This window comes from Micromonospora sp. IBSANI012, assembly GCF_052814045.1.
In genome coordinates this window covers 1,208,158-1,222,253 of record NZ_CP199933.1, presented here as the reverse complement: position 1 = coordinate 1,222,253, position 14,096 = coordinate 1,208,158, and the positions used below count along the sequence as shown (strand labels likewise).

Annotated in this window: 13 protein-coding genes; 7 read left to right on the top strand and 6 right to left on the bottom strand. The window is 70.0% G+C overall.

Annotation, left to right across the window (positions count from 1 at the left end; genetic code table 11):
• Positions 1-154: 154 nt before the first annotated feature.
• Positions 155-421, bottom strand: a complete 267-nt coding sequence (locus ACTWM8_RS05880; protein WP_446212905.1) for a hypothetical protein — start codon at positions 419-421, stop codon at positions 155-157.
• 260 nt (positions 422-681) lie between these two features.
• On the opposite strand from ACTWM8_RS05880, the gene ACTWM8_RS05875 reads away from it, so the two are divergent.
• Genes ACTWM8_RS05875 through ACTWM8_RS05855 form a run of 5 tightly spaced genes read left to right on the top strand, consistent with a single transcriptional unit; the run spans position 682 to position 6,164 of the window.
• Positions 682-3,756 (top strand): DUF3427 domain-containing protein, encoded by a 3,075-nt coding sequence (locus ACTWM8_RS05875; protein ID WP_446212904.1) that lies wholly within the window; start codon positions 682-684, stop codon positions 3,754-3,756.
• Positions 3,753-4,652, top strand: coding sequence for a phosphorothioated DNA-binding restriction endonuclease (locus ACTWM8_RS05870; RefSeq protein WP_446212903.1), 900 nt, complete (start codon positions 3,753-3,755; stop codon positions 4,650-4,652). The genes ACTWM8_RS05875 and ACTWM8_RS05870 overlap by 4 nt, the downstream gene beginning before the upstream one ends.
• 59 nt (positions 4,653-4,711) lie before the next feature.
• A complete protein-coding gene (locus tag ACTWM8_RS05865; RefSeq protein ID WP_446212902.1) occupies positions 4,712-5,212 on the top strand; it encodes a YDG/SRA domain-containing protein in 501 nt (166 codons plus the stop codon).
• The gene (locus tag ACTWM8_RS05860; RefSeq protein WP_446212901.1) at positions 5,209-5,574 is read left to right on the top strand and encodes an HNH endonuclease; all 366 of its coding nucleotides are present in this window, start codon (positions 5,209-5,211) and stop codon (positions 5,572-5,574) included. Before ACTWM8_RS05865 ends, ACTWM8_RS05860 begins: the two co-directional genes overlap by 4 nt.
• Positions 5,574-6,164, top strand: coding sequence for a GIY-YIG nuclease family protein (locus ACTWM8_RS05855; RefSeq protein ID WP_446212900.1), 591 nt, complete (start codon positions 5,574-5,576; stop codon positions 6,162-6,164). The genes ACTWM8_RS05860 and ACTWM8_RS05855 overlap by 1 nt, the downstream gene beginning before the upstream one ends.
• A 66-nt stretch (positions 6,165-6,230) precedes the next feature.
• Here the strand turns inward: ACTWM8_RS05855 and ACTWM8_RS05850 are convergent, their stop codons facing one another.
• The gene (locus tag ACTWM8_RS05850; protein ID WP_446212899.1) at positions 6,231-6,617 is read right to left on the bottom strand and encodes a hypothetical protein; all 387 of its coding nucleotides are present in this window, start codon (positions 6,615-6,617) and stop codon (positions 6,231-6,233) included.
• Positions 6,618-6,842: 225 nt separating this feature from the next.
• Between ACTWM8_RS05850 and ACTWM8_RS05845 the strand changes: the two genes are divergently transcribed.
• Both ACTWM8_RS05845 and ACTWM8_RS05840 read left to right on the top strand, forming a co-directional pair.
• Complete coding sequence (locus ACTWM8_RS05845; protein WP_446212898.1) at positions 6,843-8,279, top strand: hypothetical protein; 1,437 nt, start codon at positions 6,843-6,845, stop codon at positions 8,277-8,279.
• 505 nt (positions 8,280-8,784) lie between these two features.
• Positions 8,785-10,230, top strand: a complete 1,446-nt coding sequence (locus ACTWM8_RS05840) for a SagB family peptide dehydrogenase (RefSeq protein ID WP_446212897.1) — start codon at positions 8,785-8,787, stop codon at positions 10,228-10,230.
• 221 nt (positions 10,231-10,451) lie between these two features.
• On the opposite strand, the gene ACTWM8_RS05835 is transcribed toward ACTWM8_RS05840, so the two are convergent.
• The 4 genes from ACTWM8_RS05835 to ACTWM8_RS05820 all read right to left on the bottom strand — a co-directional run bounded on the left by ACTWM8_RS05835 (position 10,452) and on the right by ACTWM8_RS05820 (position 14,034).
• A complete protein-coding gene (locus ACTWM8_RS05835) occupies positions 10,452-10,841 on the bottom strand; it encodes a DUF1636 family protein (protein WP_446212896.1) in 390 nt (129 codons plus the stop codon).
• Between the two features lie 62 nt (positions 10,842-10,903).
• Positions 10,904-12,208, bottom strand: coding sequence for an amidohydrolase family protein (locus tag ACTWM8_RS05830; protein WP_446212895.1), 1,305 nt, complete (start codon positions 12,206-12,208; stop codon positions 10,904-10,906).
• A gap of 96 nt (positions 12,209-12,304) precedes the next feature.
• Positions 12,305-13,066 (bottom strand): alpha/beta fold hydrolase, encoded by a 762-nt coding sequence (locus ACTWM8_RS05825; protein WP_446212894.1) that lies wholly within the window; start codon positions 13,064-13,066, stop codon positions 12,305-12,307.
• A 26-nt stretch (positions 13,067-13,092) separates the two neighbouring features.
• A complete protein-coding gene (locus tag ACTWM8_RS05820; RefSeq protein ID WP_446212893.1) occupies positions 13,093-14,034 on the bottom strand; it encodes a fumarylacetoacetate hydrolase family protein in 942 nt (313 codons plus the stop codon).
• Between the last annotated feature and the right edge of the window lie 62 nt (positions 14,035-14,096).

Genomic DNA, 14,096 nt, shown 5'->3' with positions numbered 1-14,096 from the left:
GGGACACCACTCGAAGCCGAGGCCTCCACGCCCGTTCCTGATCGGCTAGTGCCTCGCCCGCCCGCGACAAGTCTGCTCCTTCCGGGTCGATCCTCGCTGCAACACCTCTCTTGACGGGCCCTCAGCCCATCGGAGCCTCGGCTCGGCGAGGCAACTAAGAATTGGGAGGATCTAGCGAGGCTCGATGGGAGTTCTCACGCTCGTCTGGATTGCGGACTCGTTGGTCCGCGGTGCCGATCATCGGCTCGCCGGCGGCCAGCTCGATGGCCGCGCGCACGACGAGCGTCGACTTGCCGGCCCCCAGCGGCGAGTCGACCACCACGCCCCAAGGCTCGCCGAAGCCCAGATCAGCCCCAACCGCCGAGATAATGCGCTCCGTCTCAACCACAGGCGGCAGTGCCAATTCGGTAAGCACCGTCACCCCCACTTCCCACTGACGGTTCCCGGACCCTACCGCCGGGAGTCCCAGCAGCGGGACCCCTGACCAGTCATCCGTTCAGCCGGACCGGGCTGGCCTCATTGCCAAGTCAATAGTCCCGGATGTTGATATTGCCCCGAGGCAACTACGACCGTGCTCGGTCCATTTGGGCTGGTCACAGACGTCAAGGCATGCTGGTCGCGTCGCCCGTGCCGCTCACATCGGGGCAGCGCGTTGAACATCGGCTGGCTAGCCTTTCCGGCGTGACTGATCTTGGCCCGGGTATGTACGAGCACCTGATCACCCAGCAGCTCGCCGAGCGCCTCCAGCATGTCGACCCCGCCCTGGTCCAGCAGGCCAAACTCGACCCGGCCGACGCGCACGACCTGCTCGCTCGGCACATCGCGACGCTGGCCCGCCGGGCGCTGCTCGCCGTCGGCGGCGGCGACGACAAGCTCGCCCGCCAGGTCGAGCTGGCCAACCGGATCGCCGAGAGCATCGCCCAGGCCGAGCCGCGCGCGGTCGGCACCGACGACCAAGTCGCCGACGCGCAGCGCCTGCTGCACGCCATCGCGCCCCCACCGACGCCGCCCATCGCACCCACCTTCCCGGTGCGCCCCACCACCCCGCTCTCCACCGGCGCGCTGCTGGTCAACGGCCGCCACCAGCCGCGCATCGGCCACGAGGTCACCCATGAGATGGCCTCCGCCGACGAGGTTGACCTGCTCTGCGCGTTCATCAAGTGGCACGGCCTGCTCCAGGTGCAGGGCGCCGTCCGCGACCTGATCGCCCGCGGTGGTCGGCTGCGGGTCATCACCACGACGTACATGGGCGCGACCGACCAGCGGGCTCTGGACCGGCTCGCCGAGCTAGGCGCCGAGATCAAGGTTTCGTACGAGACCAGGACGACCCGCCTGCACGCCAAGGCGTGGCTGTTCCGCCGCAACAACGGCACCACCACCGCCTACGTCGGCTCGTCCAATCTCTCGAAGACCGCGCTGGTCGACGGCGTTGAGTGGAACGTGCGGATCTCGAACCTGGAGCAGCCGCACGTCATCGACACCTTCGAGGCGACGTTCACCGACTACTGGAACGACTCAGCGTTCGAGGCCTACGACCCGGCGAAGGACGCCGACCGGCTGCGCGTCGCGCTGCGCGGCGAGCGCCCCGACGAGGCGCCCACCGAGATCGCGAACCTGGACGTCCGCCCGTTCCCCTACCAGCAGGAGATCCTCGACGACCTCGACGCCGAGCGGCTGGTGCACGGCCGCTGGCGGAACCTGGTAGTGATGGCGACCGGCACCGGCAAGACCGTGGTGGCGGCGTTGGACTACCGCCGGCTGCGCAAGGCCGGCCACGTTGACTCGCTGCTCTTCGTCGCCCATCAGGAGCAGATCCTGCGGCAGAGCCGCTCGGTGTTCCGGCAGGTGATGGGAGACGGCAGCTTTGGCGAGACCCTCGTCGGCGGCGACAAGCCGAAGGACTGGACGTACGTCTTCGCCTCGATCCAGTCGCTGCATCGGCAGGCGATCGACCCCAAGGCGTACGACATGGTGATCGTCGACGAGTTCCACCACGCCGAGGCGCCGACGTACGCGCGAATGTTGGAGCGGCTGCGGCCGCGCGTACTGCTGGGACTGACCGCAACCCCCGACCGAAGCGACGGCGGCGACGTGCGCCGGTGGTTCGACGGCCGCGCCTCCGCGGAGCTGCACCTGTGGGAGGCGTTGGAGCGGCAACTGCTGTGCCCGTTCCAATATTTCGGGCTGCACGACGACGTGGACCTGTCGCAGCTGCGGTGGAAGCGTGGGCAGGGGTACGACCCGGCCGAGCTGGACGGCGTCTACACCGGCAACCACGCCCGGGCCCGGATGATCCTGCGGGCGGTACGCGACACCGCCGACGTCGGGCAGATGCGGGCCCTCGGCTTTTGCGTGAGCATCGGGCACGCCGAGTTCATGGCGGACTGGTTCACCCAGCAAGGCGTACCGTCGGCCGCGGTGACCTCGCGGGTCGACGCCGCCGGGCGGCAGGCGCTGCTGACGGCGTTCCGCAACCGTGAGCTCCGGGTGCTCTTCACCGTCGACCTGTTCAACGAGGGCGTCGACCTGCCGATGGTCGACACGATCCTCATGCTGCGCCCCACCGAGAGCGCCACGATCTTCCTGCAGCAGCTCGGCCGTGGTCTGCGCCTCGACGACGACAAGCCCTGCCTGACCGTGCTCGACTTCATCGGCGGGCAAAACGCCAACTTCCGGTTCGACCTGCGCTGGCGGGCGCTGGCCGGAGTCAGCCGTCGGGCCGTCGAGGCGGCCGTCCGGGACGACTTCCCGTCCCTGCCGAGCGGCTGCCACGTCGAGCTGGACCGGGTGGCGAAGGAGGTCGTGCTCGCCAACCTGAAGTCGGCCTTGCCGACCTCGAAGAACGGCCTGGTGGCTGAGCTGCGGCAGCTCGGTGAGGTGACCCTGGCTGAGTTCCTGCGGGAGACCGGCCTGGAGATCGAGGACATTTACCGGTCGGCGAGCATCGGCGGGTGGGCCGGCCTGCGGCGCCTGGCGGGCATCAACACCTCGTCCGGCGGGCCCGACGACCGGGAGCTCGGCCGGGCTATCGGGCGGATGCTGCACATCGACGACGTCGACCGGCTGGACCTCCTCGCTCGGGTCGCGAGTGGCGAGCAGCCCGGCGGCGGACGGCTGCTGGACATGCTGCACTTCAGCCTATGGGGGCCGTCGGTGCCGCTGACCGAGCGCGATGCCCGGCTGAAGCGGCTCTGGGCGGAGCCAGCGCGCTGCACGGAGCTGCGCCAGGTCGCCGAGGTGCTGCGGGACCGGATCCACCGGGTGACGGTGGCGCCGGAGTCGGGGCGGGCGCCGCTGCGGGTGCACGCCCGCTACAGCCGCAACGAGGCGTGCGCGGCCTTCGGGATGGCAAACCCGGGGTCGCTGCGCGAGGGGGTGAAGTGGCTTGAGTCGGAGCAAGCGGACCTCTTCTTCGTCACGCTGGTCAAGTCCGAGGAGCACTACTCCCCCACGACCATGTACGCCGACCGGGCCATCACCGACAGCCTGTTCCAGTGGGAGTCGCAGAGCACCACGTCGTCGGCGTCGGGGACCGGGCAGCGCTACATCAACCACGCCGAGCGCGGGTCGACGGTGCACCTCTTCGTTCGGGAGAGCAAGGTGGCCGACCGCGACCTGGGCGCGCCGCCGTACCTGTACGCCGGGCCGATGACGTACGTGGAGCACACGAGCGACCGGCCGATGCGGATCCTCTGGCGGCTGCAGCACCCGCTCCCAGCCGACATGTACGCTGCCGCCCGGACGATCGCCGCATGACGTCAATCCGTCAAGAGGTGCTGGATCGACTTGCCTCGCTCCGCCTCCATCAACGCCACGGGCGGCGCGCGCCGCACAAGCCACTCCTGGTGCTGCTGGCTCTCGGGCGCCTCTCGGACACAGGGTCAAGCGAGCTGCCCTGGTCGGAGGCGGAGGCACGGCTGAGCAAGTTGATTGCGGAGTTCGCCCCCGCCTCGAGGACGCCTGACGTGCAGCGTGCGGCCTATCCGTTTACGCGGCTGCGCAGCGACGGCGTCTGGACGCTCGACCATGACGTGCCGATGGATTCGGTCGGCCCCTTGACAGCGCACGACGTGGTGGGCCGGCTTGCTGGTCCCATCGAGGTCGCTTTGCGGCACGATCCCGACCTGCTGAGGGCGGCCGCTCGCGCCCTGGTGGAGAGCCACTTTCCGCCGACGATCGCTCCGGATGTCCTCACTGCTGCAGGACTGGATCCCGACGAGATCCTGCATGTCCCGGGTGCGGCACCGGCCGCCGTCCGCCGACGGGACGCCACGTGGCGGCTTGCGGTCCTGCAGGCATGGGACCGGCAGTGCGCCTTTTGTGGGTACGACGGCCAACTCCTCAGCGCCTCCGTGGGAGTGGAGGCAGCGCACGTGCGGTGGTGGGCCTTCGACGGCCCGGACACCCTCGACAACGGTCTTGCGCTGTGCGTACTGCACCACAAGCTGTTCGACTTTGGCGCCCTGGCTCTTGATTCAGATCTGCGGATTCACGTGTCGACCGCCTTCACCGCTCGGACGAACGTCGGGCGCACGGTGTACGACCTGCATGGTCGAATGCTGCGGCCGCGTCCGGGCACGCCTGTCCCGGCAGCCGACCACGTCTCCTGGCACCGGCGAGAGGTGTTCAAGGGCGAGCCGCTGAATGCATAGGGGCGATGCGTCCCTGCCGCCCTATCGATCTTGTTGGCCGTATGGTTTACGGTGCCGGCATGAGTGGGCGGACGTACGGAGAGATCTCGGGCTATCCCGTTGGGTCGACGTTTCCCAACCGAGCACAACTGGCCGCCTCAAAGGTCCACCGACCGCTTCAGGGTGGGATCTGCGGCGGCAAGGATGGCGCCGAGTCCATCGTCGTGTCAGGGGGCTACTTCGACGATGAAGACTACGGCGACGAGATCGTGTACACCGGGCAAGGAGGCAACGATCCCTCCACCAAGCGGCAAGTCGCTCACCAGGAACTCACCCTCGGCAACGCCGGCCTAGCCCGCAACCAGCTTGAGGGCAACCCCGTACGCGTCATCCGCGGCGCCGGCGGGGACCCAGCCTTCTCGCCATCGACAGGCTTCCGCTATGACGGACTCTTCCGAGTAGTCGATCACTGGCACACGGACGGCAAAGACGGCTTCCGCATCTGGAGGTTCCGACTCGTCAGCCTCGACAACGTCGATCGGCCACCGGCCAGGGAACAGCACCCCAGGTCCGGGCGGTGATCCAGCGTCTCGTGCGCAGCACCGCCCTCGCGCTCAAGGTCAAGCAGCTCTACGACTACCGCTGCCAGCTCTGCGACACCAGACTAGAAACCCCAGCCGGCCCCAACGCGGAGGCCGCGCACGTCCGCCCCCTAGACCGCCCTCACAACGGTCCCGATTCGTTCGACAACATCCTCTGCCTCTGCCCTAACCACTACGTCCTCTTCGACGCAGGGGGCATCTGGATCGGCGAGCATCTTGAAGCCCAGCCACAGGACGGCAGGTGGGCACGGTGCGAATGGCCGCGGAACACGGAAAGGCCTGGGGCCACCTCGGCTACCGCGCGTCGCTGCACTCCTAGCAGCACAGACGAGGAGCGCTAGTGGGTCCAGAGGAGGCATTGCTTCGCCCCTACCGGCTCTACCGGGCTGCGGAAGTGCGCGGACGGGACTGCCCGATACCTGCGGCTCCCGGTGTCTACGCCTGGTACTTCACGTCACCGCCACCCCTGGTGCCGGTTGCCGGGTGCCATACGCAGGATGGGGCGGTGCTGCTCTACGTGGGCATCTCGCCGAAGGCGCCACCGGGCAACGGACGCCCTCCGAGCCGGCAGACGATCCGCAGCCGGATCCGCTATCACTACCGGGGCAACGCGGCCGGGTCGACGCTGCGCCTGACGCTTGGCTCGCTCCTTGCCGGCGAGCTTGGGATTGGCCTACGGCGGGTCGGTAGCGGCAATCGGCTCACATTTGGCCGAGATGGCGAGGAACGGCTCACCGCCTGGATGGCCGAACACGCCCAGGTCGTGTGGACTGCGACGGAGCAGCCGTGGAAGCTTGAGGACGAACTGATCCGTTCGTGCGTGTTGCCGCTCAACCTCGACCAGAACCGCCATAGCTCGTTCCACGGCCAGCTCTCCGCACTCCGCGCCGCGCAACGGGCACACGCCCGATTGCTACCCGTGGAACGATGACCGCAGCTTTATAGACGACCCAGCTAAGATCCATTCGCCCAAACGCGGGCACAGAATCTCAGCCATTCAGGTACGCGAGCACCGCGAGCACCCGGCGGTTGTCGCCATCGGACGGGCATGCCCAGCTTGCTGAAGATGTTGTTGATGTGCCTGCCGGTTGCCGAGGAAGACCCGGGTGCCGTACGGACCCCCGGCCGTCATCAGATCACCGAACGTGCCGGCGGTGCGCTGCGCGTACCACTGCTCGTCGAGCGCGGCCACGTCCGAGTCGGCGGCGTCGAAGGCCAGCACGTTCGGCACCTTGTGGTCGCTGGTCAGCGCCAGGTTGTAGACGTACGGGCTGTTCGCGATGCCGGTCCACGACAGTGTCACCGGGCCGGCGCCGAGCCGGGCCCGCAGCGCGTCGCCGGTCTCCGGTCGGGGACGTACTGGCTGTTTGCGGCCCTTGATCACGTGACGCCCGAGAGCGCCGTGCGCCGCTCGGCATCGGCTTTCCTGAGCAGATCACCGGGTTACGGACCGATCAAGGTCTGACCGATGGTCGATTCGCGGAGAAGACTCCAAGATTTGTGGAAACAACCCAGTAGGCCACGTTTCCCACTAAGGTGAGGACTGCTCGGACAATCCCCACCCTCCTCGCTGGGCGCGGCCTGGCGTGACTCGTCGAGCGAGGTGTTGGTGCTCTCCTCATCCGTGACACCCCGGTCCGGCGCGCGACCCCTGGTCGCGGTGTGCGTGATCTTCGCCGCGGCGTCGCTGGTCGCGGTGCCGGCCAGTCTCGACCTCGGCTGGGACGAGGTCGTCTATGTGAGCCAGCACGGCAACCATGCGCCGCCGGCGTTCATGAGCGCACCGCGCGCCCGGGGCGTGACCCTGCTGGTGTGGCCCGTAGCGTCCTGGCTCGATTCCACCGTCGTCCTCCGGCTGTTCCTCACCGTCACCGCGGCGGCGTCGCTCGGGCTGGCGTTCTGGGTGTGGTCGCGGGTGTCCCGGCGGCCCGGCGCCGCCGCGATCGCCGCCGGGATGTACGCGAGCCTCTGGACCGCCCTGTTCTACGCGAACGCCGCAATGCCCAACCACTACACGGCGATGGCGGCGGTGGCAGCGGTCGGATGTTTCCTGCTGGCCGTGGCCGAGCCAGCCCGGCCCGGGGCGTACCTCGGGCTCGTCGCCGCCCTCGCCGTGGCCGCGCTGATGCGTCCGGCCGACGCCTTCTGGCTCGGGCTCCCGCTGCTCGCCGCCACCGTCGCGGTGCCCGCGTTCCGGCGGTGGCGGCTGACCGCGGCAGTGGTCGCGGGTCTCGTGCTCGGCGGCGCACCGTGGGCGGTCGAGGCCGAGCTGCGCTACGGCGGGCTCCTGGAGCGCATCCGCCAGGCCGGTCACGTGCAGGGCGGCACGAAGCTGCAGTTCTCCCTCGGGCACGTGATCAGCACCCTGGACGGGCCGATCCTGTGCCGACCGTGCGGCAGCCCCGTGCGGTGGCCGGCGGTGCTGTGGTGGCTGGCGCTGGCGGTGCTGGTGCCACTGGCTGTCCGGGCGGCCCACCGGGCGGGCATGGCACGGACGGCATGGCTGCCATTCGTGATCGCCGCCGCCATGGCCTTCCCCTACCTGTTCCTGATCGGATACTCCGCACCCCGGTTCCTGCTGCCGACCTACGCCCTTGCTCTGGTCTGCGCCATCCCGGGGCTCGCCGCATTGTTCTCCACGGCCGTCGGTCAGCGGCGGCGGGTCGTCGCCGCCGTGCTTGCGTTGGGCTTCGCCGGCCACCTCGCCATCCAGGCCGGCATCCTGCACCACGTCGTGGCGGAGCAGGTCCGCAGCCGCGGCGACTGGACCCGCCTCGTCCAGACCCTGCGATCGCACGGGGTGCGACCGCCGTGCGTGATCTCCGGCCACGAGGCCATCCCGATCGCCTACTACGCGGGGTGCCGGGCGCTGGAGGACCGGGGATACAACCGCAACGCGAGCACCGCGCAGCTGAGGCAGGCCGCGGCGACCGGACGCTTCGCCCTGCTGGTCAAGAACTCCGCCCCGCCCGACTGGGCCAAGGACTGGCACCGGATTCCGGTGCCGAACCTCACCACCTCCGGCTGGGAGGTGTACCTGCCTTGACTTCCTCCACCGCCATGAATGGCGGGGATTCCCTCCGCGCTGCGCGCGGAACGCGCAACGCCCAGGTGGGTTCCTGCTTCACCGCGATCAGCCGGAACGTGCTCCGGTCTTACGTCCGCTCCACAGGCGTTTTCCGTCTCCGCATGCCCTGCGGCGACGTCTGGTGCGGCGGGCTCCAGCTTGGTTATCGCTGGAGCCCGCCCAGATTTTACCACGGTCAATGGCACGCTCGGGGCCTGGCGGCCCCTCCCGTGCGGGCCTTCACCCCCGCCCTTAAGGGCGGAGCACTGGCCCGCATCTTGGTAGCGCCCGGCGGCAGCACCGAAGTGAGACGGCTGCGCGGCGGGTGCGGGCTGAGCACGGCTGCCGCGCCCGGCACCGCGCTCGTTCGGGCATACGCCGGGCGCCGGCGGGTATGCGCGGCGGCGAGGTGACCCGGCTCTACCACCACCAGACGAACCAGTGTCGCGGCGGCCGGCCGCCGGGTGTCCCGGGGTTCGCCCCGATGGATCCGAGCAACCGTCCCCAGCCCTTCAAACGCCACCTCGGGGCGCCGGTGCACCCCCTCCCCCGCGACCTGCCGCCGACCGGGGCGCCGGCCGCGGTGACCCTGTCCGGACGGGTACCGCCGAGCGACCCGACCATCGACGGCGAACTCCTCGCCCGGCTGCTGTTCTACTCGGCCGGCGTCACCCGAACCGCCGGTGACGACCTCTGGTTCCGGGCCGCCGCCTCCGCCGGCAATCTCCACCCCCTCGAGATGTACGCGGTGGTCGGCGAGGTGGCCGGGCTCGACGCCGGGCTGTACCACTTCGCGCCGGAGGTGTTCGGCCTGGAGGCACTCGTGGCCGGGGACCACCGCCGGGCGCTGGCCGCCGCCACCGCCGACCCGGACGTCGCGGCCGGCCCGCTCGCCCTCGTCGTCACCGGCCTCCCGTGGCGCACCGCGTGGAAGTACGCCGAACGGGGCTGGCGGCACGTCTACTGGGACGCCGGGACGATGCTGGCGAATCTGCTCGCCGTCGCCGAAGGCCACGGGCTACCTGTGCGGGTGCGGCTGGGCTTCGTCGACGCCGCCGTGTCTCGCCTGCTCGGCGTCGACGGCGTGACGGAGTTCCCGGTGGCGGTGATCACCTGCGGCCGGCCCACCGCGACGACCGCCGCCGAACCGGTCGAGCTACCTGCGCCGCAGTTCCCGCCGACGCCGCTCTCCCCCGCGCCGGTCGACTTCCCGCTGGTCATCCGGGTGCAGCAGGCCGGTGAGCTCACCACGGGCGACGACGTGACCGGCTGGCGGACGGCCGCCGTCGCGCGCCTGCCCCGCGCCACCAACACCGTCGACGCACCGGTTGCGGCCGGCAGCGAGCCGATCGAGTCGGTCATCCTGCGCCGCGGCTCCACCCGGCGCATGCGCCGCCAGGTCGCCCCCGCCGAGCTGCTGCACTGGGCGTTGGCTGCGGCGACCCGAGCGGTCCCCGCCGACGCGATCCCGACCGGGACCACCCTGCTCTCCCACGAGGTCGCGGTCCACGCGGTGCACGGCACGGAGCCCGGCCTGTACCAGCAGGTCGACGGCCCGCCGCAGCTGCGCCGGCCGGCGCCGGAGCCCGAGGTACGAACGTTGAGCCAGGGGCTCTGCGTCGACCAGCCGCTCGGCGGCGACTCGGCGTACACCGACTTCGCCTGCGCCGATCTCGACCTGGTGCTGGACGGGTACGGCGAGCGCGGGTACCGGGTCGCCCAGTTCGAGGCGGGGGTGGCCGCCGGCCGCCTGCAACTGGCCGCCTTCACCCTCGGTCACGGCGGCACCGGCCTGACGTTCTGCGACCAGGACGTCTCGGATGCGTTCGACACCAGTGCGGCCTGCATGCTCGCCATCGCCATCGGGCTACCCGCCTACCGGCCGAAGCCGGGCGGGCCGCCCGGCCGGCCCCGGCGGATCACCCGCTGAGGGGTCCCGCTGCGGGCCGGCCTCCCGCGCTTCCGCCGGCGTACCGCTCGCGGATGCCGGACCGGCTCGGTCGTCCTCAGCCTGCCCCGCCGCGACCGTCCCCGGCAGGGGACGATCTGACCGCGTGCCGGGACCTTGGTCCCGTGGCAGGGTGACGAGACGGGCGGGACAGCGCGTACGTTCGTCGGCTGGTCATCGTCATCGGGTGGGCGGCGTGCCTGTCAGTTCCCGATCGCGAGCGATCGGTCGGTACCGGCGCGTGGGAGGCGCTTGAACGTGACGGAGCTGACCCGGTCGACCAGCCCGGCGGGGATCTCCCAGTCGGCGGGCGCGCCGCTGAGACAGGCGTCGTGGGCCGCGGCTGCGGCGAGGACGGCCTCGGCGTCGGCCTCGGTGAGCCCGGTGAAGCGCACGCGGGCCTTGCCCGGTCCGTCGACGGCGACGACACCGTCTTCCGGGCATCCCCCCAGGCACTGCACGTTGCGGACAGTCACCGTGGTGCCGGCGTCGTCGTCGGCGATGTTACTGATGGCGGCGGTGAGCCGGCGGCCGAACTCTCCGCTGGCACGGGTGTCGTAGCGGGGGCAGGTGCGGCAGATCAGCAGGGTCATCATCCGGCTCCCGGCGTGCGGCGCCGGCGACCGGGTCGGTCGCCGGCGCTCGGGTACGTGGGTCAGGGGCGCTGCTGGACCAGGAGTTCGGTGCCGGTGCTCGGCATGTTCGCCGGGTCCGGGGTCGGTGCCTCGTCGGCCGCCGACTCCTTGTGGAACCTGCCGTCCTTCATGATGTAGTGCAGCTTCTCGTGGTCCTGCAGGATGGTGATATCGGCGAGCGGGTCGCCGTCAACCAGCAGCAGGTCGGCGAGGTAGCCGGGCTGGACCTTGCCGAGTTCGTCGGGGCGTAGCATGATCTCGCCGCCCCACGCGGTGGCCGAGATGATCGCCTCCATCGGGGTGAACCCGAGCAGCTCGACGAAGTGCTCGAGGTCGCGGGCGTAGGTGCCGTGCGGGGTCCAGGCGAAGCCATAGTCGCCGCCGGGCAGGATCTTGATGCCACGTCGGTGCATCTCGCGCAGGCCCTCGATCGCCTGGTCGAGTTCTTTCTTGTAGCCGACGGCCTCCGCGGCCTCCTGCGGGAAGCCGAACGACTCGGCCTCGTAGAGGGTGGCGACCAGCCAGTTGATGCCGGGGGCGACGAACACCCAGTCCTTGTTGGCCTCGAGCATGTCCATGCCCTCGGCGTCGGTGAAGCTGGCGTGGTAGATGATGTCGACCTTGTTGCGGACGCACATCTTCACGCTCTCCGCCGAGCGGGCGTGGGCGCAGACACGCTTGCCACGCCGGTGGGCCTCCGTTACGGCGGCGGCGGTCTCCTCGTCGGAGAAGTAGGTGTCCTCGGCGCGCTGCGTGCCGGTGATCTCCTCGCCGGTCATCGACAGCTTGATCTGGTCGACGCCGATGTCGATGAGTTCGCGGACGGCCTTGCGCATCCCCTCGGGCCCGTCGGCGAACTTGGTGATGCTCTTGATGAGCGCCCCGCCGGTGACGGCGATCTCTGGGCCGTTGGCGAGGTAGCGCGGGCCGGGGATGCGCCCGGCGTTGATGGCGTCGCGGCAGACGACGTCGAGGCGTTCCTTGGCCGATGCCGCACCCAGACACATGGTGTAGCCGGAGTCGATGTAGGTGCGGGCGGACTCGATGCAGAAGAGCAGATGCTCCTCGACGGGCATGGTGCCCAGTCCGTCGAGGTCCGCGGAGTTGTTCCAGGAGAAGTGGGTGTGCGCGTCACACAGCCCCGACATGAGGGTGCGGCCGCGGCCCTCGATGACGCGGGCCCCCTCGGCCTCGGAAGGGTCGACGGCACCGACGGCGGCGATACGGTCGTTCTCGACGAGGACATCCCCCGGGTAGGGGTCGGCGCCGGTCGAATCGAGGATGCTGACGTTGCGGAACAGGACCTTGCTGGACGGGACGGGCATGGCGTTTCTCCTCTGCACTGCGGTGGCGTCGGTCCAGTCGGCCGGCGCAGGTACGCCCCCGCCCGGGGCGCGGTGAGGTGGGACGGTGGTGGGCGGTTACAGGAACTTGAGCAGCAGGTTGGTGATCGGGGCCGCGGCTTCGAGCGCGGTCCAGTGCCCGACGCCGGGGAGGATCTCGACAGTGGCGGAGCCGTGGGCGTCGGCGAGTTCCTGGCTCGCCTCCGGCGGTCCGACCTTGTCGTCGCTGCCGGTGACGAGCAGTAGCGGCAGTGCGGCGGCGATGGGGCCGGGGTCGGTGGCAGCGGCCAGCGCCTCACAGTTGCGGGCGTACCCCTCGGGGTCCTGGCGCATGACCAGCTCCCGGACGAACGCGGCCACCTCGGGCTTGTCCCGCCGGGTGGTCTCGGAGAGCGCGTTGGCGACCACACCCGGGGCGACGGCGGCGGTGCCCTTCTCCCGCAGGGTCGCGGCGCGGTCGCGCTGGGCCTGCCGGCCGGCTTCGGCCGGTTCGCGTACGGCGCCGAGCAGCGCCAGCGCGGACACCTTGTCGGGGTAGCGGGCGGCGAGGTCGCGGACCACAAGCGTGCCCATCGAGTGGCCGACGACCGCGGCGGAGTCAACCTCGAGCGCGTCGAGGACGACGGCCAGGTCATCGGCGTGCGCGGAGATGCTGATGTCCTCGGCGAGCTCGGAGCGGCCGGCACCCGCCGAGTCGACCCGGATGACCTGGAACCGTTCGGCCAGCGCCTGCGCCTGCACCTGGTAGAAGTTCGACGTCCCACCGAGGCCGTGCACAAGCAGCACCGCGGGGCCCTGTCCGTCGACCTCGACAGCGAGTTCTTTGCCGTTGATCTTCACAATTCTCCTTGTGGTTTGCGGAGGGGTCAGGCCACGCGACTGCGCTGGGCGCCCAAGCCGGTGATTGTGACCTCGACGATGTCGCCGCTGGTCAGGAAGCGCGGCGGGTCGAAGCCGATGCCGACGCCGGCGGGTGTGCCGGTGGCGATGATGTCGCCGGGCAGCAGGGTGATCCCGGCCGACAGGGTGGCGATCAGCTCGGGAATGTCGAAGATCAGGTCTTTGACCGGTGCCGACTGGCGGCGCTCTCCGTTGACGGAGCTCTCGACCAGCAGCGCGGTCACGTCCGGGATCTCGTCGGCGGAGACCGCGTACGGGCCCATCGGGCAGTGGGTGTCCAGTGACTTGCCGATCAGCCACTGCTTGTGCGCCCGCTGCAGGTCCCGGGCTGTGACGTCGTTGACGATCGTGTAGCCCCAGACGTGCTCGTACGCCTGCTCGCGGCTGATGCCGCGTCCACCCCGGCCGATGATCACTGCCAGCTCGGCCTCGTAATCCACCTCGGACGTGACCCCGTGGTGCGGGTCGATGTCGGCGAAGGGGCCGGTTACGGCGGTGGTGGCCTTGGAGAAGACCACCGGATGCTCCGGCATAGCCTCGGAACGGTCGGGGTTGTCGTAGCCGCTGCGGCCGAACTCGACCACGTGTTCGCGGTAGTTCTTACCGACGCAGAAGATGTTGCGCCGTGGCATCGGGATCGGCGCCAGCAGGTCGACCAAGTCCAACGGCCGTGCCGGAAGCTCCTTGACGCGCTCTCGCAGAACCCTGCCGACCTCCGCCCAGCCCTCGATGACCTCGATAATTCCGGCCCCTGCCGGGAGCAGTTCGGTCACGTCACGGACTGTGCCTTCGTCGGTGTCCACGACGCCGACGGCCGGGCCTGATCCAGTGGACATGGTCACCAGTTTCATGCGGAACCAATCTGAACCAATTGCAACCAATGGGCTTGGCGAGAAACGTACGCTCACACCCAAGCCCTGTCCATAGGCCGTCTCGGAAACCGAGCACCCGGACCACATTGGTCTAGATT